Annotated in this window: 17 protein-coding genes; 11 read left to right on the top strand and 6 right to left on the bottom strand. The window is 71.0% G+C overall.

Annotation, left to right across the window (positions count from 1 at the left end; all coding sequences use genetic code 11):
• Window positions 1-85: 85 nt before the first annotated feature.
• Complete coding sequence (locus KKZ08_RS02205; RefSeq protein ID WP_223772794.1) at window positions 86-2,152, bottom strand: pectinesterase family protein; 2,067 nt, start codon at window positions 2,150-2,152, stop codon at window positions 86-88.
• 289 nt (window positions 2,153-2,441) lie between these two features.
• On the opposite strand from KKZ08_RS02205, the gene KKZ08_RS02210 reads away from it, so the two are divergent.
• Complete coding sequence (locus KKZ08_RS02210; protein WP_223772795.1) at window positions 2,442-2,855, top strand: YciI family protein; 414 nt, start codon at window positions 2,442-2,444, stop codon at window positions 2,853-2,855.
• Window positions 2,852-4,093, top strand: a complete 1,242-nt coding sequence (locus tag KKZ08_RS02215) for a sigma-70 family RNA polymerase sigma factor (RefSeq protein ID WP_223772796.1) — start codon at window positions 2,852-2,854, stop codon at window positions 4,091-4,093. The genes KKZ08_RS02210 and KKZ08_RS02215 overlap by 4 nt, the downstream gene beginning before the upstream one ends.
• A 207-nt stretch (window positions 4,094-4,300) precedes the next feature.
• On the opposite strand, the gene KKZ08_RS02220 is transcribed toward KKZ08_RS02215, so the two are convergent.
• Window positions 4,301-5,233, bottom strand: a complete 933-nt coding sequence (locus KKZ08_RS02220) for a LysR family transcriptional regulator (protein WP_223772797.1) — start codon at window positions 5,231-5,233, stop codon at window positions 4,301-4,303.
• Window positions 5,234-5,404: 171 nt separating this feature from the next.
• Between KKZ08_RS02220 and KKZ08_RS02225 the strand changes: the two genes are divergently transcribed.
• Window positions 5,405-6,163: a sulfite exporter TauE/SafE family protein gene (locus tag KKZ08_RS02225; RefSeq protein ID WP_223772798.1), complete on the top strand. Its 759-nt coding sequence runs from the start codon at window positions 5,405-5,407 to the stop codon at window positions 6,161-6,163.
• A 215-nt stretch (window positions 6,164-6,378) separates the two neighbouring features.
• The gene (locus KKZ08_RS02230) at window positions 6,379-6,651 is read left to right on the top strand and encodes a hypothetical protein (RefSeq protein ID WP_223772799.1); all 273 of its coding nucleotides are present in this window, start codon (window positions 6,379-6,381) and stop codon (window positions 6,649-6,651) included.
• Window positions 6,652-6,680: 29 nt separating this feature from the next.
• Here the strand turns inward: KKZ08_RS02230 and asnB are convergent, their stop codons facing one another.
• Window positions 6,681-8,522 (bottom strand): asparagine synthase (glutamine-hydrolyzing), encoded by a 1,842-nt coding sequence (asnB, locus tag KKZ08_RS02235; protein ID WP_223772800.1) that lies wholly within the window; start codon window positions 8,520-8,522, stop codon window positions 6,681-6,683.
• Window positions 8,523-8,782: 260 nt separating this feature from the next.
• A complete protein-coding gene (locus tag KKZ08_RS02240; RefSeq protein ID WP_223778882.1) occupies window positions 8,783-9,334 on the bottom strand; it encodes a TetR/AcrR family transcriptional regulator in 552 nt (183 codons plus the stop codon).
• Between the two features lie 231 nt (window positions 9,335-9,565).
• Between KKZ08_RS02240 and KKZ08_RS02245 the strand changes: the two genes are divergently transcribed.
• The 5 genes from KKZ08_RS02245 to KKZ08_RS02265 all read left to right on the top strand — a co-directional run bounded on the left by KKZ08_RS02245 (window position 9,566) and on the right by KKZ08_RS02265 (window position 14,840).
• Window positions 9,566-10,534, top strand: coding sequence for a DMT family transporter (locus KKZ08_RS02245; RefSeq protein ID WP_223772801.1), 969 nt, complete (start codon window positions 9,566-9,568; stop codon window positions 10,532-10,534).
• 156 nt (window positions 10,535-10,690) lie between these two features.
• On the top strand, window positions 10,691-11,578 hold the full coding sequence (locus KKZ08_RS02250; RefSeq protein ID WP_223772802.1) for a Gfo/Idh/MocA family oxidoreductase: 888 nt from the start codon (window positions 10,691-10,693) through the stop codon (window positions 11,576-11,578).
• 434 nt (window positions 11,579-12,012) lie between these two features.
• The gene (locus KKZ08_RS02255; protein ID WP_223772803.1) at window positions 12,013-12,834 is read left to right on the top strand and encodes a helix-turn-helix domain-containing protein; all 822 of its coding nucleotides are present in this window, start codon (window positions 12,013-12,015) and stop codon (window positions 12,832-12,834) included.
• 114 nt (window positions 12,835-12,948) lie between these two features.
• Window positions 12,949-13,989: a 3-oxoacyl-[acyl-carrier-protein] synthase III C-terminal domain-containing protein gene (locus KKZ08_RS02260; RefSeq protein ID WP_223772804.1), complete on the top strand. Its 1,041-nt coding sequence runs from the start codon at window positions 12,949-12,951 to the stop codon at window positions 13,987-13,989.
• A gap of 62 nt (window positions 13,990-14,051) precedes the next feature.
• Window positions 14,052-14,840, top strand: a complete 789-nt coding sequence (locus KKZ08_RS02265; protein ID WP_223772805.1) for a GNAT family N-acetyltransferase — start codon at window positions 14,052-14,054, stop codon at window positions 14,838-14,840.
• 89 nt (window positions 14,841-14,929) lie between these two features.
• Here KKZ08_RS02265 and KKZ08_RS02270 read toward each other — a convergent pair whose 3' ends face one another.
• Window positions 14,930-16,156 carry an acyl-CoA dehydrogenase family protein gene (locus KKZ08_RS02270; protein WP_223772806.1) on the bottom strand — a complete coding sequence of 409 codons (1,227 nt, stop codon included), beginning with the start codon at window positions 16,154-16,156 and terminating at the stop codon, window positions 14,930-14,932.
• A gap of 167 nt (window positions 16,157-16,323) precedes the next feature.
• On the opposite strand from KKZ08_RS02270, the gene KKZ08_RS02275 reads away from it, so the two are divergent.
• Entirely contained in the window at window positions 16,324-16,974 is a 651-nt protein-coding gene (locus KKZ08_RS02275) for a TetR family transcriptional regulator (protein ID WP_223772807.1), read from the top strand.
• A 17-nt stretch (window positions 16,975-16,991) separates the two neighbouring features.
• Here the strand turns inward: KKZ08_RS02275 and def are convergent, their stop codons facing one another.
• Window positions 16,992-17,531, bottom strand: a complete 540-nt coding sequence (gene def / locus KKZ08_RS02280; protein ID WP_223772808.1) for a peptide deformylase — start codon at window positions 17,529-17,531, stop codon at window positions 16,992-16,994.
• A gap of 138 nt (window positions 17,532-17,669) precedes the next feature.
• Here def and KKZ08_RS02285 point away from each other — a divergent pair, with 138 nt between their 5' ends.
• Window positions 17,670-18,908 (top strand): MurT ligase domain-containing protein, encoded by a 1,239-nt coding sequence (locus KKZ08_RS02285; RefSeq protein WP_223772809.1) that lies wholly within the window; start codon window positions 17,670-17,672, stop codon window positions 18,906-18,908.
• The last annotated feature ends 7 nt before the right edge of the window (window positions 18,909-18,915 follow it).

The raw sequence follows: 18,915 nt of genomic DNA on the forward strand, positions 1-18,915 counted from the left end.
TGCCCGCGGGGCGTCCGCGGGCACGGGATCACGCTAGTTCAGGGGGAACGGTCGGGGCGAGGCGGGCGTCAGATGCCGGAGGTGTTCACGGGGCCGGCTTCCAGTCGCCGAGCCAGTCCGCCGTCTCCTGGGCGGTGGCCTGGGCGTCCGTCAGGTGCGGGCGGTCGCCGCCGGCGGGTCCGGCGCCCGGGCCGCTGTTCTCGTACTCGGCGAACCGGTCGTCCTTCCAGGAGAAGCCGCCCATGTCGGTCCACGGGGCCGCCTTGACGGCCGCGCCGAGGGTGGAGTCACGGACGGTGGTCTGCGGGTCGAGGCTCGCGTCACCGCCCGCGTGCCAGGGGCGGCCGAGGTGGAAGCTCCGGGCGGAGACATCGCCGTCGACGGTCGAGCGGGTGATGAGGAAGCCCTTGCGTCCGGCCGGGGTGCTGGGCGCGGCGACGTAGCCGGCCGAGGTGCCGTTCCACCGCTTCTTGAGGGTGAGGACGGACCTGTCGATCACGGCGGTGGCGCGGCCGAAGACGAAGTCGGTGTTGCCGATCACGTAGGAGTCGGTGAGGTACACGCGGCCCGACTTCTCCTTGGCGGCCGTGTCCAGGAGCAGCGTGTCCTGGTCGCCGCTGATGATGAGGTCGTCCAGGCGGACCCGGTCGGCGGCGGTGCGCAGCGCGACCGCCTGCTGGCCGTTGAGCTGCTGGTTCCTCGCCTCGTCGAAGTCGTTGGAGAAGGTGAGGTGGCGGGCCTGGAAGTCGTCCGCCTCCACGGCGACGGTCGCGCTGCCGCCGGTGCCGTACGTTCCCGAGCCGTCCGGCTTCGTCATGCCGGCGGCATGGCCCTCGACGATGACGGTGTCCTTGCGGCTGCGGCCCGTGCCCTCGAACGTGACGTGGGGCTTGTTCGCCGGGACCTTGACCGTCTCGCGGTAGGTGCCGGGGGCGATCCGGATCACCACGCGCGAGGTGTTGCCCGCCGGGACGGCGTCGACGGCCTTCTGCACGCTGGTGAACCGTCCGCCGCCGTCCTTCGCCACCGTGAGGGTGGTACTCGCGGCGGCCGGGGCACCGGTTGTCGTGCCGATCGAACCGCGCGGTCCCGCACCGGACTTGAGGAGCGCGGGAACGTCTGCCGCCTTGTCCAGGCTGTACTTGTAGTACGCCTTGGGGTCGAACGCCGTGCCGCCGCTCTCGTTGCGGCCGCTGGTGCGGGAGAAGACGTTGCCGCGCTGGACCAGGGCGGCGGTGGCGTCCTTGATGACGGGGTTCTTCATGCCGTCGAAGTAGCTGTTCTCCAGGACCATCTTCGTCCTGCCGCGCGCGTAGTTGCCGTACGACGAGGTGATGTCCGTGCCCGGGGCGTCCTGGAGGTAGTTGTTGTAGAGGTGGGCGTGGGCGACGTTGTCGGTCGACGGGTTGCGCTGTTCCGTCTCGCGGAACCAGTTGTGATGGATCGTCAGGTCGGCGGTGGCGTTCTCGGTCCAGCCGATGCCGAACGTCTTGTTGTTGTCGCTGAGCCTGTTCCAGGACACGGTCACGCAGGTGGTGTCCTTGCGGCTGTCGATCAGGCCGTCGGCCATGTGCCGCAGGTCGTTGTGGTCGATCCAGACGTGGTGCGCGCCGTCCATCTGGATGGCGTCCCAGTCGTGCTCCTTGTCGTTCCAGGTGCCGTGGTACGAGTCCCGGATCGTGAGGTTCCGAATGATCACGTTGTGCACGCCCTGGCCGAGGAAGAACCCGCCGCCGACGATTTGTCCCGAGGTGCCCGCGCCCACGATCGTCTTGTCGGAGGCGACCTTGATCTCCTTGCCCTTGGGGTCCATCGAGATCGTCCCGGCCACCACGATGACGTACGGCTCAGGGGCGGTCGCGTACTTCTCCAGGTCGGCGAGGGTCCGTACGGTGACCGTCTTCCCGTCCCGCCCGCCGTACGTCCCCTTCTGGCCGAGCGCGTGGACCGAGGCGAAGCCGTCGGCGGTGTCCTTCGCCCATGACGGCGCGGCGGCGGCCGCGGCCCTCGGCTGCGCGTCCTCGCCGAACACCCCGAAGACCGTGCCGTAGGCCATGACCCCCGCGGCGGCCAGCGCCAGCGGGACACCTGCCAGCAGGGCCCTCTTCCTTCTGCGGTGCCGCGCCTTGCCGTGGCCGTGCAGCTCACTCATGCGTCGCTTCCCATCTGTACGTACGTGGGGGGCGCCCGTGGATCACGGGCCGCTGAGCAGTCGCCGCACGGCCCGAAAAGGTTGCCGCCCCTCTTCGATACGTCTCGCCAGGAAGTCGTCGCCGTCCCCCGATAGCATGCTGGGGCGGCCGGTTCCGCCGCTGCCGCAGAGAACCCGCCGGGTGCCGGGAAAAACTCTTTCCGCGAGTCGTAGAGAACGCGCCGCCCGCTCCGACGTCCCCTGTGAGAGTCGCCCACGAGGGGTGACGGCGCAGCCGAGGAGCGAAGTCATGAAGTATCTGGTGATGGTCCAGGGCTCACAGGCCGACTACGAGGCGATGGCGGGCAAGCCCTCCGAGAACAGCCCCGTCTGGAGCGAGCAGGAACTCCAGGCGATGTTCGCCTTCATGAACGAGATCAACAACGATCTCGCCGAGTCCGGGGAGCTCATCGACGCCCAGGGCCTGACCGAGCCCGCGCAGGCCCGCTTCGTCAGCGCGGGCAAGGACGGCCGCCCGGTGATCACGGACGGGCCCTACGGCGAGACGAAGGAGGTCCTCGCCGGGTACTGGCTGCTCGACTGCGAGAGCCTGGAGCGGGTGACCGAGATCGCCGAGCGCATCATCCGGTGCCCCGGCCCCGAGGGGCTGGTCGAGCCGCCCGTCGTCATCCGGCCCGTGCAGGAAGCGGGAGGCGGTTGTTGAGACGTACCACCGGTGGGACCGGAGTCGAGGACCTGCTGCGCCGGCACGCGCCGCAGGTCCTCGGCGCGCTCGTACGCCGGTACGGACACTTCGACGCCGCCGAGGACGCCGTGCAGGAGGCGCTGCTCGCGGCGGCCCGGCAGTGGCCGGAGCAGGGCGTCCCGGACAATCCGCGGGGCTGGCTGATCAGGGTGGCCTCGCGCCGCCTGATGGACCAGCTGCGCGCGGACGAGGCGCGGCGGCGGCGCGAGGAGGACGCCGCGCTGCTCACGCCCCGTGACGCCTTCACCGCTCCGCCGCCGGGCGAGAGCCGCGCCCCCTCGGACGACGACACGCTCACGCTGCTGTTCCTGTGCTGCCACCCGGCGCTGCCCCCGGCCGGTCAGGTCGCCCTCACGCTGCGCGCCGTCGGCGGCCTGACCACGGCCGAGATCGCCCGCGCACACCTGGTGCCGGAGGCGACCATGGCCCAGCGGATCAGCCGGGCGAAGGCGAAGGTCAAAGGTGCGCTGTTCCGGCAGCCGGGGCCCGAGGACCGTGACGCGCGGCTCGCGGTGGTCCTCCAGGTGCTGTACCTGATCTTCAACGAGGGCTATACGGCGACGTCAGGGGACGCCCTGCACCGCGCGGACCTGGCGCGGGAGGCGATCCGGCTGACGCGTTCCGTGCGCCGGCTGCTGCCCCGAGACGGCGCGGTGACGGGCCTGTTGGCGCTGATGCTGCTCACCGAGGCGCGCAGCGCGGCCAGGACGGGGCCGCACGGCGAGCTGATCCCGCTCGACGAGCAGGACCGCGCCCTGTGGGACCGCCGTGCGATCGCCGAAGGCACCGCGCTCGTCGAGGAGGCGCTCGGCCAGGGCCCGGCGGGCGCCTACCAGTTGCAGGCGGCGATCGCGGCGCTGCACGACGAGGCGGAGAGCGCCGACGCCACCGACTGGCCGCAGATCCTCGCCCTCTACGACGTCCTCGTACGCCGCGCTCCGGAGCCCATGGCCGAACTGGGGCGGGTCGTGGCGTACGCGATGGTGCACGGCCCGCAGGCCGCGCTGGAGGAACTCGCCGCGCTGGAGGGCAGGTTGCGGGGGCACTACCGCCTCGACGCCGTACGGGCGCACCTGCTGGAGAAGGCGGGCGACCTCGAAGGAGCCCTCGACGCCTACCGGTTGGCGGCCAAGGGCACGTTGAGCCGCCCTGAGGCCCGCTACCTTCAGATGCGCGCCGCCAGGCTGCTGCCCTGATCCTGCGGCGGGCCGAGCGGCGCGCAGCGCAGGACCGAAAGACCCGGGACGCGAACTGGGTGCCCCGAGCAGTCACTTGCCGGGCCATCACCGCCTCCAGGCCATATGGGCGCATCCACTGGAGCGGGCAAACGACACCACAAAGGCACTCACCGCCTACCGGCACGCCACCAAAGACACCCTCAGCCACCCAGAAGCCCACCACCTTCAGACGCGCGCCGCCAGGCTGCTGCCCTGATCCTGCGGCGGGCCGAGCGGCGCGCAGTGTTCGGCCACCGTGTCGGCGAAGGCGCGGGCCAGCGGGCTGAGCGCGTCCCAGCGGCGCACCGCCCAGCCGACCGACAGCGGCGGCAGCCGCGGGATCGGGACCATGCGGAGCCCGGCGGGAGCGTCGCCGCGCCCGGCCGGCAGCGCGGGGACGACGGCCTGGCCGAGGCCCAGCTCCGTGAGGAGGACGGCCGTGTCCCAGTCGGCGACGCTCGTTCCGGCGGGCAGCGTCACGCCCAGCTCTCCGAGATGGGCGTCGAGGTGGGCGCGGGAGGTCGAGTTCGCCGGTGGCGTGATGATCTGCCCGGCGGCGAGTTCGGCGGGCTCGACGCACGGCCGGTCGGCGAGCGGGTCGTCGGCGCGGACCGCGAGGACCCACGGCAGGGCCAGGACGGTCCGCTGCTCGATGCCGCGCACGGGCTCGCCGAGGGTGATCCAGGCGAGGTCGAGGTCGTTGGCGGCGAGGGCGTCGAAGCAGCCGCTGCTGGAGGCCACGGTCTGGAACTCCAGGCTGACGCGCGGATAGCGCTGCCGGAAGCCGACGACGGCCTCGGCCATGAAGTGCCGCACGGTGGTGGCACCGGTGGTGATCCGCACCGCGCCGGCGTCCCCGCGCGCCTGCTCCCGCAGGCGCCGCACCGCGAGGTCGATGCCGCCGATGCCGTCGGCCGCGGCGGCGTGCAGGATGCGTCCGGCCGAGGTGGGCACGACGCCGCGCGCGTGCCGTTCCAGGAGGCTCACGCCGAGCTCCCTTTCCAGCCGTTTGACGTGCTGGCTCACGGCCGACTGCGTACAGGTGAGGTCGCGGGCCACCGCGCTGAGGCTGCCCGCGCGGCACACGGCCACGAAGACACGGAGATCGTCCAGGGTCACGAGGGGTGAAGGTATCGCTTGGGGAGATACAAGGAAACCCGAGGATTGACTTGGGTTTTCCCTGTGCCTCAAGATCGTTGTCGGCCCCGGGCGGCGACCCGGTGACGGGCGCCGACCCGGGGTGCGACCGCACCCCGAGGGCGGGCCACGACCGTGTGGGAAAGGTGACGTGTGGAAGCGCTCGAAATGGTGGCCGTCGGGGTCGCCGGTGTCGCGGCCGGCGGGCTCAACGCGGTGGTGGGGTCCGGCACCCTCATCACCTTCCCCACCCTGCTGGCCTTCGGCTTCCCGCCGGTGCTCGCCAACGTGTCGAACAACCTCGGCCTGGTGCCGGGCACCCTGAGCGCCGCGTACGGCTACCGCAGGGAGATGAAGGGCCAGGCCAAGCGCCTGGTGCGGTTCGGCACGGCCTCGCTCATCGGGGGCCTCACGGGCGCGCTGCTCCTCCTGAAGCTGCCTGCCGACGCCTTCCAGGCGGTGGTGCCCGTACTGATCCTGAGCGCGTGCACCCTGGTGCTGCTCCAGCCCTGGCTCAACCGGCGGCTCAAGGAGCGCGGGGCCCGGGGGAAGCGGGACGGCGGTGTGCCGATGTGGTGCGGCGTCCTCGCCACCGGTGTGTACGGCGGCTACTTCGGGGCGGCCCAAGGCGTGCTGCTCATGGGCCTGTTCGGCGCCTTCCTCCTCGACGACCTGCAACGGCTGAACGCCGTGAAGAACGTCCTCGCCTCGATCGTGAACGGAATCGCGGCCGTCGTCTTCATCGCGGTCGCCGACATCGACTGGGTGGCGGCCGGGCTGATCGCCGCCGGTTCCACGGTGGGCGGACTCGTGGGCGCGCGCTACGGGCGCCGCCTTCCGCCGGTGGCGATGCGGGGCTTCATCGTCGTCGTGGGCGTCACGGCGTCGGCGGTCATGATCGCGAAGGCGTGAGCCCCCCACGCAACACGGCTCATACGAGCAGGTCCGTGGCACGGGCACACCTCACGGTGGTTTATTATTGAACATGATGTGGCCCCGACCGCGATTCCCCCGTCCGGTCGGGGTCACTTCTCGTTCACGTCGCCGCCTTCCGCGGTTTTCACGCGTTCGTGGGCGAATATGCCGAGCGCACCGCGTCACATCCGCCCGGACGGCATCATGCGTCCATGGACGGTGCCCAGCCTGTGCAGGTCTTGTTCACGCCCGAGGAGTACGCCTCGGTCCTGCTCCACGCGGACCGGCTCGGGATGCCGGTGGCGGAGTTCATACGCCGCACGGTGACCGTCCGCGCCGAGGAGCGCCTCGACCCGTGCCGGATCCCCGAGGCCCGGCGCGGGGCGAGCGTGCCACCGGTCCAGCGGAGCCTCGGGACGGACGGGAAGCCCGCGCTCCGTCGCTTCCTCGACACGCTCGCCACCTCGGGTGAGCCCAAGGAGTGAGCGGGGCCGGGGAAGACCGTGCGGCCATGTCAGGAGAGCGCGATGTCCGGCTGATAGAGGTCCAGCCAGAGCGCGAGGTCCAGGGTGCGCTCCAGGCCGCGCCGTGACGCCTGGGTGATCTGCGGCGCCTCCCGCTCGGCGGCCCGCGCCGCGCACTCCCTGTCCACCAGTTCGAAGACCGGGTGACCGGGCCGCGCGAGCAGGTCCTTGACGTGCCCCTGGAGGGCGCGGGCGTACTGGGGGTCCTGTGTGGAGGGGTAAGGGCTCTTCACCCGGTCGTACACCGACCGGGGCAGCAGATCGGCGGTCGCCTCCCGCAGCAGGCTCTTCTCCCTGCCGTCGAAGGACTTCAGCGCCCAGGGCGCGTTGTAGACGTACTCGACCAGCCGGTGGTCGCAGAACGGCACGCGCACTTCAAGGCCGACGGCCATGCTGGCGCGGTCCTTGCGGTCGAGCAGGACGCGCACGAAGCGGGTCAGGTGCAGATGGCAGATCTTGCGCATCCGGTACTCGAAGTCGCTCTCGCCGTCCAGGCGCCGGATGCCGTCGACGGCTGTCGCGTAACTCTCCTTGATGTACGCGGGCAGGTCCAGCGCGGCGGTCAGATCAGGGCGCAGGACACCGGAGTCGTCCCCGAAGTGATCGGCGAACCGCACCAGCCAGGGGAACGTGTCGGCCGTACGCGCCTGTTCGTCGAAGAACTGGAGGTAACCGCCGAAGACCTCGTCGGCGGACTCTCCGGAGAGCGCGACCGTGGAGTGCTCGCGGATGGCCCGGAAGAGGAGGTAGAGCGAGGCGTCCATGTCGCCGAAGCCCATGGGGATGTCCCGCGCGCGGATCATCTTGGCGCGTACGTCGGGGTCGGCGAGGGCGTGCGAGTCCAGGACGATGTCGCGGTGCTCGGTGCCCGCCGCCTCCGCGACGTCGTGCACGAACGGCGTGTCGGGCGTGCCCCGCAGCGCGTCGGCGACGAAGTTGTCGGCCTGGCCGACGAAGTCGACGGCGAAGCTGCGCACCGTCTCGCCCGCCTCGGCCAGCTGTCGCGCGGCGAGGGCCGTCATCGCGGAGGAGTCGAGGCCGCCGGAGAGAAGCGTGCAGCGCGGCACGTCGGAGACGAGCTGGCGGCGCACGATGTCTTCGAGGAGTTCGCGCACCTTCGCGATGGTCGCGTCACGGTCGTCGGTGTGCGGCCTCGTCTCCAGCGACCAGTAGACGTGCCGGCGCAGCCCCGAGCGGTCCACGGTCACCACGGTGCCGGGCTCGACCTCGCGCATGCCCTCCCACACCGCGTGGCCGGGCGTCTTGACCACGGAGAACAGCTCCCGCAGTCCGTCGATGCCGACGCGGGGGCGGGCCAGCGGGTTGGCGAGGATCGCCTTGGGCTCGGAGCCGAAGAGGACGCCGTCCGGGGTCTGGTAGTAGTAGAACGGCTTGATGCCCATGCGGTCGCGGACCATGACGAGCTTGTCGTGCCGGGCGTCCCAGAGCGCGAAGGCATACATGCCGTTGAGCCGTTCGGCGAGGGACTCGCCCCACTCCAGGTAGCCGCGCAGGACGACCTCGGTGTCGGACTCGGTGGTGAACCGGTGGCCGCGGCCCGCGAGTTCGCGCCTGAGTTCGGTGAAGTTGTAGGTCTCCCCCGAGTAGACCAGGGCGACGGTTCCGGTCGGGGTCTCGACCGTCATGGGCTGGCGCCCACCGGGCAGATCGATGATCGCGAGTCGGCGGTGACCGAGCCCGGCGGGGCCGCCGGTCCACGTGCCGCGGTCGTCCGGACCGCGGCAGGACATCGTCTCCGTCATGGCGTCCAGGGTGGTGGACGCGGCCGTCAGGTCACGGTCGAAGGAGACCCAGCCGGTGATGCCACACATACGCTTCCTCCCGCTCGGCGAACTAGGTGTATCTAGCACCTATACCGTCGATCGTGCGCCTCCGATTGCGTACGGTCAACATTCCGGAAACCGGGCGAGGGCCACCACCCCCACACTTTCGGCCGCACTTTGCCAAGGCCAGGGAGCATGCCACGCGGAGAGGCGGCTTCCGCCCCACGAAGCCGGGGCCGCCCAAGATCACAGACGGAAACATTCCGGCCACCGGCAAAGACTTGTCAAGGGTCGACGGCGCCCGGCGCCTAGCCGGCCGTCAGCAGCCGCTCCGCGTCGTCCCGGGCCTGCTCGACCGCGCCGGGGAAGACGTGCAGACCGTGCGCGACGAGGCCGCCCTCATGCAGCAGCATCAGGGTCCGCGCCAGGCGGTCGGCGTTCTCGGGGGCGATCTCCCGGGCCAGGCCGGTGAAGAGTGCCAGCATCCACGCCTTCTGGCCGGTGATGATCGGGTACGCGGCGTGCGAGGCGTCGCTGATCTCGGCGTGCGCGTTGACCATGCTGCACCCCTTGCCCGAGTGGTCCGCCGCCCAGTCGCGGGAGGCGTCGAAGACGGCCAGGATCCGGGCGCGCGGCGTGGGGGCCGCCGCCAGATACCCGGCGAGGAACGACCTCCAGCGCTCGTCCCGGTCGGCGAGGTACTCCACGACGATCTGCTCCTTGGAACCGAACCGGTCATAGAGGGTCTTCTTCGTCACCCCTGCCTCGGCCGCGATCAGGTCCACGCCGACGGCGTGGATGCCGCGCTCGTAGAAGAGCCGCCCCGCGGCGTCGAGGGCGCGGCGCGCCGCCGGCGTCATGGTGACGCGCCGCGGCGCGGCGACCGCATCCTGCACCCCGTACGCCTTCTCGGTCCCGGGCGCCTTCTCGCTCCCGTACACCTTCTGGCTCTCGTACGCCTTCTCAGTCATGAAGCCATAGTAGACCGGTCTGTATACTCGGCCAGGTAAGTAAACAGATCGGTCTACTCTCTCGCGCCGACCCTCTCCCCCGAACCCGGGGCGGGCATCGCGCCGCGGGAAAGGAGAACCATGAACGTCCTGCTCTCCATCGCCTTCGTGCTGACCTGGAGCTCCGGGTTCATCGGGGCCAAGCTCGGCGCGGGCAGCGCCTCCGCGGTGACGGTGCTCATGTGGCGGTTCCTTCCGCTGGCCCTGGTCCTCGGGACCGTCGCGCTGACGCTGACCCGCGCGTCCTGGCGCGGCCTGACGGCACGGGACGTCGGGCGGCAGGTGCTCGTGGGCGCGCTGTCGCAGAGCGGCTATCTCCTCACCGTGTACTACGCCATCCAGCTCGGCGTCTCCAGCGGCACCACCGCGTTGATCGACGGAACCCAGCCCCTGGTGGCGGGAGCGCTCGCCGGTCCACTGCTCGGACAGTTCGTCTCCCGCACGCAGTGGATCGGCCTCGGGCTCGGCGTCGGCGGCGTCGTCATCGTGACGGCGGCCGACTTCGCGGGCAGCGGCGACACCGCGTGGTGGGCCTACCTCGTGCCGTTCCTCGGCATGCTGTCGCTGGTGGCGGCGACGTTCCTGGACCGGCGCACGACGCGCCCGGTCGGCCCGGCGGTGTCGATGACCGTCCACTGCCTCACAAGTGCCTTCGTCTTCACGGCACTCGCCGTCACGGCGCGGGCCGCGACCCCGCCGACCGAGATGTCCTTCTGGGTCGCCATCGGCTGGCTCGTGACGCTCTCCACGTTCGGCGGGTACGGCCTGTACTGGCTGATCCTGCGGCGCTCCGGGGTCACCCAGGTCAATACGCTGATGTTCCTCATGGCTCCGGTGACGGCCCTGTGGGGCGCCCTGATGTTCGGTGAACCCTTCGGCGCGCAGACGGTGCTCGGCCTGGCGGTGGGGCTCGCCGCGGTGGTCGTCGTACGGCGCGGCGAGCGCCCTCGGGCGGCCGGCGTGCCGACGGGGCGGGTCACTTGCGACGGCCGAGTTGACGGCCGAGGCCGTCGGGCACGCACCGATGAAGTGCATGGAAATTCTCCATAGCGGGTGAATGGGTATTCACCCGCAGGAAATTGGCATGTGCCGGGGTACCTTGCCGTCATCCGGTCCGTGAATGCGCGCCGTCGGCAACAGGCCATTGATGAGGGGGTTCCTGCCGCGAGAAGCCCCTTTCGGACCGCTTCGGTCATACTGCCGCCCATGAACCGTCTCCGCATCGGCCTCGTGGGCACGGGCCCCTGGGCCACCGCCACGCATGCCCCTGCCCTCGCCCGGCACCCGGACATCGATCTCAGCGGTGTGTGGGGCCGCCGTCCGGAGGCCGCGGCCACACTCGCCTCCGCCCACGGGACGACGGCGTACGCGGACGTCGACGAACTGTTCGCGGCCAGTGACGCCGTGGCCTTCGCGGTCCCGCCCGACGTGCAGGCGCCGCTGGCCGTGCGCGCCGCGGCGGCGGGCTGCCACCTGCTCCTCGACAAGCCGGTGGCCACGACGCCGGACGCCGCACGCGACCTGGTCCGGGCGGTCGAGCGCGCCGAAGTGGCGTCCGTGGTCTTCTTCACGCTGCGCTTCGCCACCCTCAGCTCGGCCTGGGTGGCCGAACAGGCCACCGTCGGCGGCTGGTTCACCGGCCGCGCCGACTGGTACGGCTCCTTCTACACCCCGGACGGAACCGCCCCGTTCTCCTCCCCGTGGCGCGCGAGCCGCGGTGGCCTGTGGGACGTGGGACCGCACGCCCTGTCGATGCTGCTGCCGATCCTCGGCGACGTGAGCGACGTGACGGCCGCTCCGGGGCCCGGCGACACGGCCCACCTGATCCTGCGTCACACGAGCGGCGCCTCCAGCACGGCGGCGTTGAGCCTGACGGCGCCGGCCAAGGGCTCGGGCCTGGCCGTTGAGCTGCGCGGCGAGAACGGCATCGCCGTACTGCCGCCGTGGGAGGGCGCCGACGAGGCCTTCGACACCGCGATCGACGAACTCGTCACGGCCGTGCGCACCGGCACGGCCCACCCTTGCGACGTCCGGTTCGGGCTGCGGGTCACGGAGATCCTGGCGCGGGCCGAGGAACGGATAAGGGCCGCGTGACGTGGCCGGGGACAACCACGGGCGGTCGGTACCGTGGCCGCTACGTAATGGCGAGTGACGGCACCGACCGCAGCCGGTGGACCCATGAAACCGGACCTGGAAGAAGGTCCACGCGGTCCGGCGTTGCCCTGTTTCCGACCACACGGATCAGAATACGAACAACCGTCCCACGCGCTTCCCACGTCGGCCCGATGGGCCTAGGGGGTACCCAATGCCGGGGAATTTCAGCCATTCTCAAGCTCCCCGGACAAGATGCCCCACAGTTGTGCCCGCGCACCCGCCGACGATCAAACTCGCAGGTCGGCGAGGTCGCGCACACCATGATGCCGCAGCGGCTGATCGTTTTCTTCGGGCAATGTTTACTACCAAAGAAGATGTGAATATTTAGACTGATCACGCTCCAACTCGGCGTGTACCAAGAGGGATTACCCACCATGAACAAGACGGCGCTCCGCGCTCTGCTCCGCGAACGACGCGCCCTCATTGCCCCCGAATCGCACGGCTTCTCGCGGCCGAGCGGTCAGGGACGGCGGGCTCCCGGCCTGTCACAGCACCAGGTCGATCAGTTGCTGCACCGCACCTTCGGGACGTACCACCGTCTCGAATCCGGCAATTACCCCAATCCGCCGGCGGCATTGCTCCGTGACGTCGCGCGCCTCTTCGGGCTCAATGAGCAGGAGTGGGTCTCCCTCAATCGCTACGCGCTCTTGCAGGACCCGCCGGGACCGCTGCATCTGTCGTCCGGCAAAGAGATCCCCGGGGTGTGGCAGGAGGCAGTCGACGGCATATCCCATATGGCTTATGTCACCGACGCCTCATGGGACATGCTCGCCTACAACGAACCACTGGCCGCCATGTTCCCCGCCGGCAATGTCCCCTCCAATGTGATGCGCTGGATGGTGCTCGACCCCGACGGTCGCCGGGCGCTCATGGACTGGCACTCGGCCTGGGCGCCCATGGTCCTCCCCCAGCTGCGGGCCGCGCTCGCCTCCAGGCCCGACGACGACACCCTCCTCCAGATCGAGAAGGAGGTACTCGCGGAGCCCGACACGGCCGAGCTCTACCGCACCGGCGTCTCCTATCCCCACCCGGACGGCGACGAACGCCCCCTGATGCACCCCCAACTGGGGCCGGGCTGGGTCACCATGTGCACGGCACAGCCCATGACGGCGCCCGGGGCGCGCCTGATGATCCTGGTGTACCACCCGGGTGAGCTCCGCTCCCATGAGCGCGCGCCGATGCTCCGCGCGCTCTGACGGCTCGCCCTTCCCACAGGGCTTCCACTCACGTTCGAAGGAAGACGGGTCCGTGACGGTGAAGTACGTTGTGCCGCACCCGAACGTCCTTCCGAGCCCTGTGGGAGCCGCCTCATGCCCGCTCATGTCTCCAGACCCCGGACCGTCGTCGGTGACCACAAGGTCACCACGTCGGAGATCGCCGAGGACATAAGCGCTCACCACTCCGGTCATCCCCGGCTCCGCGCGATCCTCCGTGTCGTGGAGAACTGCGGGGTGCGCACCCGCAACTTCACCCGCCCTCTCGACGCCCCGACGGTGTCCGGCACGGCCGACATCGGTGAGCGCGCCCGTGCCGCGTTCGCCGACGCCCTCACCATGGCCGAACGCGCCGCCCTCGCCGCCCTGGACGGCGCGGGCCTCGACGCGCACGACATCGACGCGATCGTCACCACGCACAGCACCGGCTGGGCCGTCCCGAACCTCGACGTCCACCTCATCGCACGGCTCGGACTGCGCCCGACGGTCCGGCGCATCGCGTTGACGACGCTGGCCTGCCCGGGCGGCACGCATTGCCTGATGCGCGCCGCCGAACTGGTCGCCGCGCGGCCCGGCAGCAAGGTTCTCGTGGTGGCGGCGGAGGTCATCTCCAGCGTCTACCACCACTCCGACACCGGCATCGAATCGATGATCTACAAGGCCCTCTTCGGGGACTCCGCAGCCGCCGCGGTCGTCTCCGACACCCCGCTGGGCCCCGGGCTCGTGATCGACGACTCCTTCGAGTACGTGCTGCCGGACAGCCTCGACCGGCAGCGTGGCCGGATCTCTCCGGACGGGTTCCACTTCGACTCGACCAAGCAGGCCCTGACCGCGGCCGACGACGTACTGCCCGCGCTCGCCGACTGGGTCGGCCCGGAGCACGTCGACTTCGCCGTCATCCACCCCGGCAGCCTGCGCATCATCCAGGACACCGCCGCCCTCCTCGGCCTCGACTCCCATGCGGCGCGGCACTCCACGGACACCCTCGCCGACGACGGGAATCTCGGCGGGGTGAGCATCCTGCGTGTCCTGGAGCGCACGCACGGAGGGCCACCCGCCGACGGCGCGCGCGGCATCACCGTGGCGTTCGGGCCCGGCTTCTCCATGGCGGCGCTGCGCTGCCGCTGGCAGTCCTGACCCCTGAACCGGCCCGCCGATATTCACTTGCCGCCCCGCACCGCCCCTGTTGAAGTGGCCGGATGGATCACGCAGCGGTTCTGGCCGCGTACGACCAGCAGATTCGGCGCGACGCACGGAGTGAGGGATCCGGCACGCGGCTTGAGCGGATCGGCGGCGTCGTCCGCCAGACCGGCTCGGAGCACGACTGGAACGGCGTCCTGTGGGCGGACGTCGACGCGAGGACAGCGGACGACGTGATCGCGGAGCAGGTGCGTCACTTCACGGACGCGGGACGCGAGTTCGAGTGGAAGCTGCACTCCTACGACCGCCCCGCCGATCTGGCCGAGCGGCTCCTCGCGGCCGGCTTCGTGGCCGATCCGCTGGAGACGGTGATGGTCGCCGAGTCCGACGGCCTGCCCGCCGGGCCGGAGCTGCCCGAGGGCATCCGGCTGCTCCCGGTGACCGACGCGGCGGGCGTCGAGCTCATGGCCGAGGCGCACCTCGCGGCCTTCGGCGAGGGCGACGCCGCGCTGAGCGAGCAGCTGGCCAAGCGGGTCCTCGCCCAGCTGACGGAGACGCCGGACGAGATCGTCGCGGTCGTGGCCATGGCGGGCGAGCGCCCCGTGTGCGGCGCCCGGCTGGAGTTCCGTTCCGGCACCGACTTCGCGGGCCTGTGGGGCGGCGGCACCGCTCCCGAGTGGCGCGGCAAGGGCATCTACCGCGCCACGGTGGCCCACCGCGCCCGGATCGCCGCCGAGCGCGGCTACCGCTACCTCCAGGTCGACGCCTCGGACGACAGCCGCCCGATCCTGGCACGGCTCGGCTTCGCCACGCTGTGCACCACGACGCCGTACGTGTACCGGCCGTGACACGCGGGCCGGCGGCCTAGGGTCTGTCTGACAGTTCCCGCCTGCCTCGCGACGCCATCCGGGCGACGACGGGAATCGTCAGACAGGCCCTAGCGGATCGGCATCCCCGACAGGGTCCTCGCGATGACCAGGCGCTGGATCTCGCTCGTGCCCTCGAAGATCGTGTAGATCGCCGCGTCCCGGTGCATCCGCTCCACCGGGTACTCACGCGTGAAGCCGTTGCCGCCGAGGATCTGCACGGCCTGGGCGGTGACCTTCTTGGCGACCTCGCTCGCGTAGAGCTTCGACATGGAGCCCTCGGCCGACTCGAACTTCTTGCCGGTGCTCGCCATCCACGAGGCGCGCCACACCAGCAGACGCGCGGCGTCGATCTGGGTCCGCATGTCCGCCAGCTGGAAGGCGACGCCCTGGTTGTCGATGATCGGGCGGCCGAACTGCGTACGCGTCTTGGCGTACTCCAGTGCCTCCTCGTACGCGGCACGGGCCGTGCCCACCGCCATGGCACCGACCGCCGGGCGGGACGCCTCAAAGGTGGCCATCGCGGCGTTCTTCACGCGCTCGCCACCGGCCTTGGCGCGCTCCCGCGCGCGGGCGAGGCGCTCGTCGAGCTTGTCCTTGCCGCCGAGCAGGCAGTGGCCGGGGACGCGTACGTCTTCGAGGACCACCTCTGCGGTGTGCGAGGCGCGGATGCCGTGCTTCTTGAACTTCTGGCCCTGGGACAGGCCGGTCGTGTGCGGCGGGACGATGAAGGAGGCGTGCCCCTTCGAGCCGAGCTCGGGGTCGACGACCGCGACGACGACGTGGACGTTGGCTATGCCGCCATTGGTCGCCCAGGTCTTCGTGCCGTTGAGGACCCACTCGTCCTTGGCCTCGTCGTAGACGGCTCGGGTCCGCATGGCGGCCACGTCGGAGCCCGCGTCCGGCTCGGAGGAGCAGAAGGCGGCGACCTTGACGTCGTTGGCGTCGCCGTACATCTGTGGGATCCAGGTGCCGATCTGCTCCTCGGTGCCGTTGGCGAGGACGCCGACGGCGGCCAGGCCCGTGCCCATGATGGACAGGCCGATGCCCGCGTCGCCCCAGAAGATCTCCTCGGTGGCCATCGGGATGCCGAGGCCCGTGGGGTCGAAGAACTGCTGGGCGTAGAAATCGAGGGAGTAGATGCCGAGCTTGGCCGCTTCCTGGATGATGGGCCAGGGAGTCTCCTCGCGCTCGTCCCACTCCGCGGCCGCGGGACGGATCACCTCCGCGGCGAACCCGTGGAGCCAGTCCCGGACCTCCTTCTGTTCGTCGTTGAGCTCCATGGTGAACTCGGCCATGACCCCTCCAGGACCTGCGATCAATTTGCGGCGTTACCAGCGGTAACCAAAGTCTGTTACCGGCCAGTAGTCCGTGTCAACTCCCGGCAACCCGTTCGATGCGCGCCCCACCCCGGGTGTTACGTTGCGCGTGCGTCACGCAATCGCACGGGCGGGGAGAAACGCTTATGGGGACCACACAACCGACCGATCAGCAGAGATCCGCGGACCATGGACAGCGCCGGCGGGAGCTGCTGGAGGCCGCGGACCGGGTGGTGCTCCGCGACGGCCCCGGCGCCTCCATGAACGCCATCGCCGCCGAGGCGGGCATCACCAAGCCCATCCTCTACCGCCACTTCGGCGACAAGGGCGGACTGTACGCCGCGCTCGCCAAGCGGCACACGGACGCCCTGCTCGCCTCGCTGCGCGCCGCCCTGGACGCGCCCGCCGAGCGCAGGGAGCGGGTCGAGGCGACGCTCGACACCTATCTCGCGGCGATCGAGGCACGCCCGCAGGTCTACCGGTTCCTGATGCACCCCTCCGAGGCACCCTCGCCCGGCGAGCAGGGCTTCGACGTCGGCCTGCTCTCCGCTCCCCTGCTGCGCCGCCTCGGCGAAGAGCTTGCGGAGGTCATCGAGGAGCGCGTCGACCTCGGCCCGCAGAGCGCCGAACTCGCCCGCGTCTGGGGGCACGGCATCGTCGGCATGATGCACGCGGCCGGCGACTGGTGGCTCGGCGAACGACCGTGCCCGCGCGAGCAGTTGGTGCGCAGCCTGGCGGATCTGCTCTGGGGGCGGCTGGCCGCCGCGGGCAACCGCGTCGGCGGGCCGGGGTTCTGAGGCGCCCCCGGCGGAGCTCAGTTGCTCCAGGGGGCCCTGGCGGCGGCCCGCAGCACCCTGCGGCGCCGCCAGCCGGTGACGCGGTCGGTGTAGACGCCGCCCTCCAAGTGGTCGCACTCGTGCTGGAGGCAGCGCGCGAACCAGCCCGTCCCGTGCACCCGCACGGGCTCCCCGCGCACGTCGACCCCCTCGACCACGGCGTGGTCGAAGCGCGGCGTGCCCGCTTCGAGGCCGGGCAGCGACAGACAGCCCTCGGGCCCGCGCACGGTGACGCCGTCCGCCTCGACCAGCCTCGGGTTCACCACGTGTCCCAGGTGGCGGACATCGTCGTCGTCGGGGCAGTCGTACACGAACACCCGCCGCGCGACGCCGATCTGGTTCGCGGCCAGGCCCACGCCCTGCGCCGCGTACATCGTCGCGAACATGTCCTCGACGAGGCGCGCCAGTTCGGGTCCGAAGTCGGTGACCTCCTCGCAGGCCGTGTGCAGCACGGGGTCACCGAGCAGGGTCAGAGGTCGTACGCGCCCCGAGGCGCCCGGGATCGAGCCGTGTCGCATGGCGGCAAGAGTACGGTCCATGGCAGGAGCGGCATCGACGTGGTGCCGTGGTTCGGGCTTGTCAGCGGATCTCGATAGGCTGAGCAACGAAACGATGCCGGGCAGGCGCGGCGCCGTACGCAAGGAGGATCTCGACAGATGTCAGGCAACACGGACCCGCTGTCGCCGCGGGCCAAGCTGGCCGTGACGGCGGGCAAGGCGGCCGCGGCGGTGTCGCGCGCGGCGGGCCGCGGCAGCGGATCGGTGATCGGCGGCAAGGTCGCCCTCAGGCTCGACCCCGAGCTGCTGGGCCGCCTCGCCACACACCTGGACGTGGTCCTCGTGTCGGCCACCAACGGCAAGACGACCACCACGCGCCTGATCGCGGAGGCCCTGCGCGCCAGCGGCCCCGTGGTCTCCAACGCCCTCGGTGCGAACATGCCCGCCGGAATCACCTCGGCGCTCGCCGGCGGCTCCGACGCCAGGTACGGCGTGATCGAGGTCGACGAGAAGTACTTGGCGGGCGTCGCCCGTGACGTGGACCCGAAGGCCATCGCGCTGCTGAACCTCTCGCGCGACCAGCTGGACCGCGCCGCGGAGACCCGCATGCTCGCCGAGAAGTGGCGCGAGGGCCTGGCCGGCACCAAGGCCGTCGTCGTCGCCAACGCGGACGACCCCCTGGTCGTCTGGGCGGCCTCCTCCTCACCGAACGTGGTCTGGGTGGCCGCGGGCCAGGAGTGGAAGGACGACGCCTGGTCGTGCCCGTCCTGCGGTGGCGTCATGCAGCGCCCCGGGGACGACTGGTTCTGCGGCGAGTGCGGTTTCCGCCGCCCGGCGCCCAGCTGGGTGCTCTCCGGCGACCACGTCCTGGACCCGCACGGCTCGGCCTGGCCGATCCACCTCCAGCTGCCCGGCCGCGCGAACAAGGCCAACGCCACCTCCTCGGCCGCCGTCGCCGCCGTCTTCGGTGTGCCCCCGCAGGTCGCCCTGGAGCGGATGTACCAGGTGCAGGCCGTCGCCGGGCGCTATGACGTCGTGCAGTTCCAGGGCCGCGACCTGCGGCTGCTCCTCGCGAAGAACCCCGCGGGCTGGCTCGAGACGTTTTCGCTGATCGACCCGCCGCCGACCCCGGTGATCCTCTCCGTCAACGCCCGCGGCGCGGACGGCACCGACACCTCCTGGCTGTGGGACGTCGACTACACCCGCCTCGCCGGTCACCCGATCTTCGTGCTCGGCGACCGCAAGCTGGACCTCGCCGTGCGTCTCGAGGTCGCGGGCCTGGACTTCCGGGTCTGCGAGACCGTGGACGAGGCGGTGCAGCTGGCCCCGCCGGGACGTATCGAGACGATCGCGAACTACACCGCGTTCCAGGACCTGCGCCGCCGCGTCGGCAACTGACCCCCAC

It is taken from the genome of Streptomyces sp. 135 (assembly GCF_020026305.1).
In the GTDB taxonomy this organism is placed as follows: Bacteria; Actinomycetota; Actinomycetes; order Streptomycetales; family Streptomycetaceae; genus Streptomyces.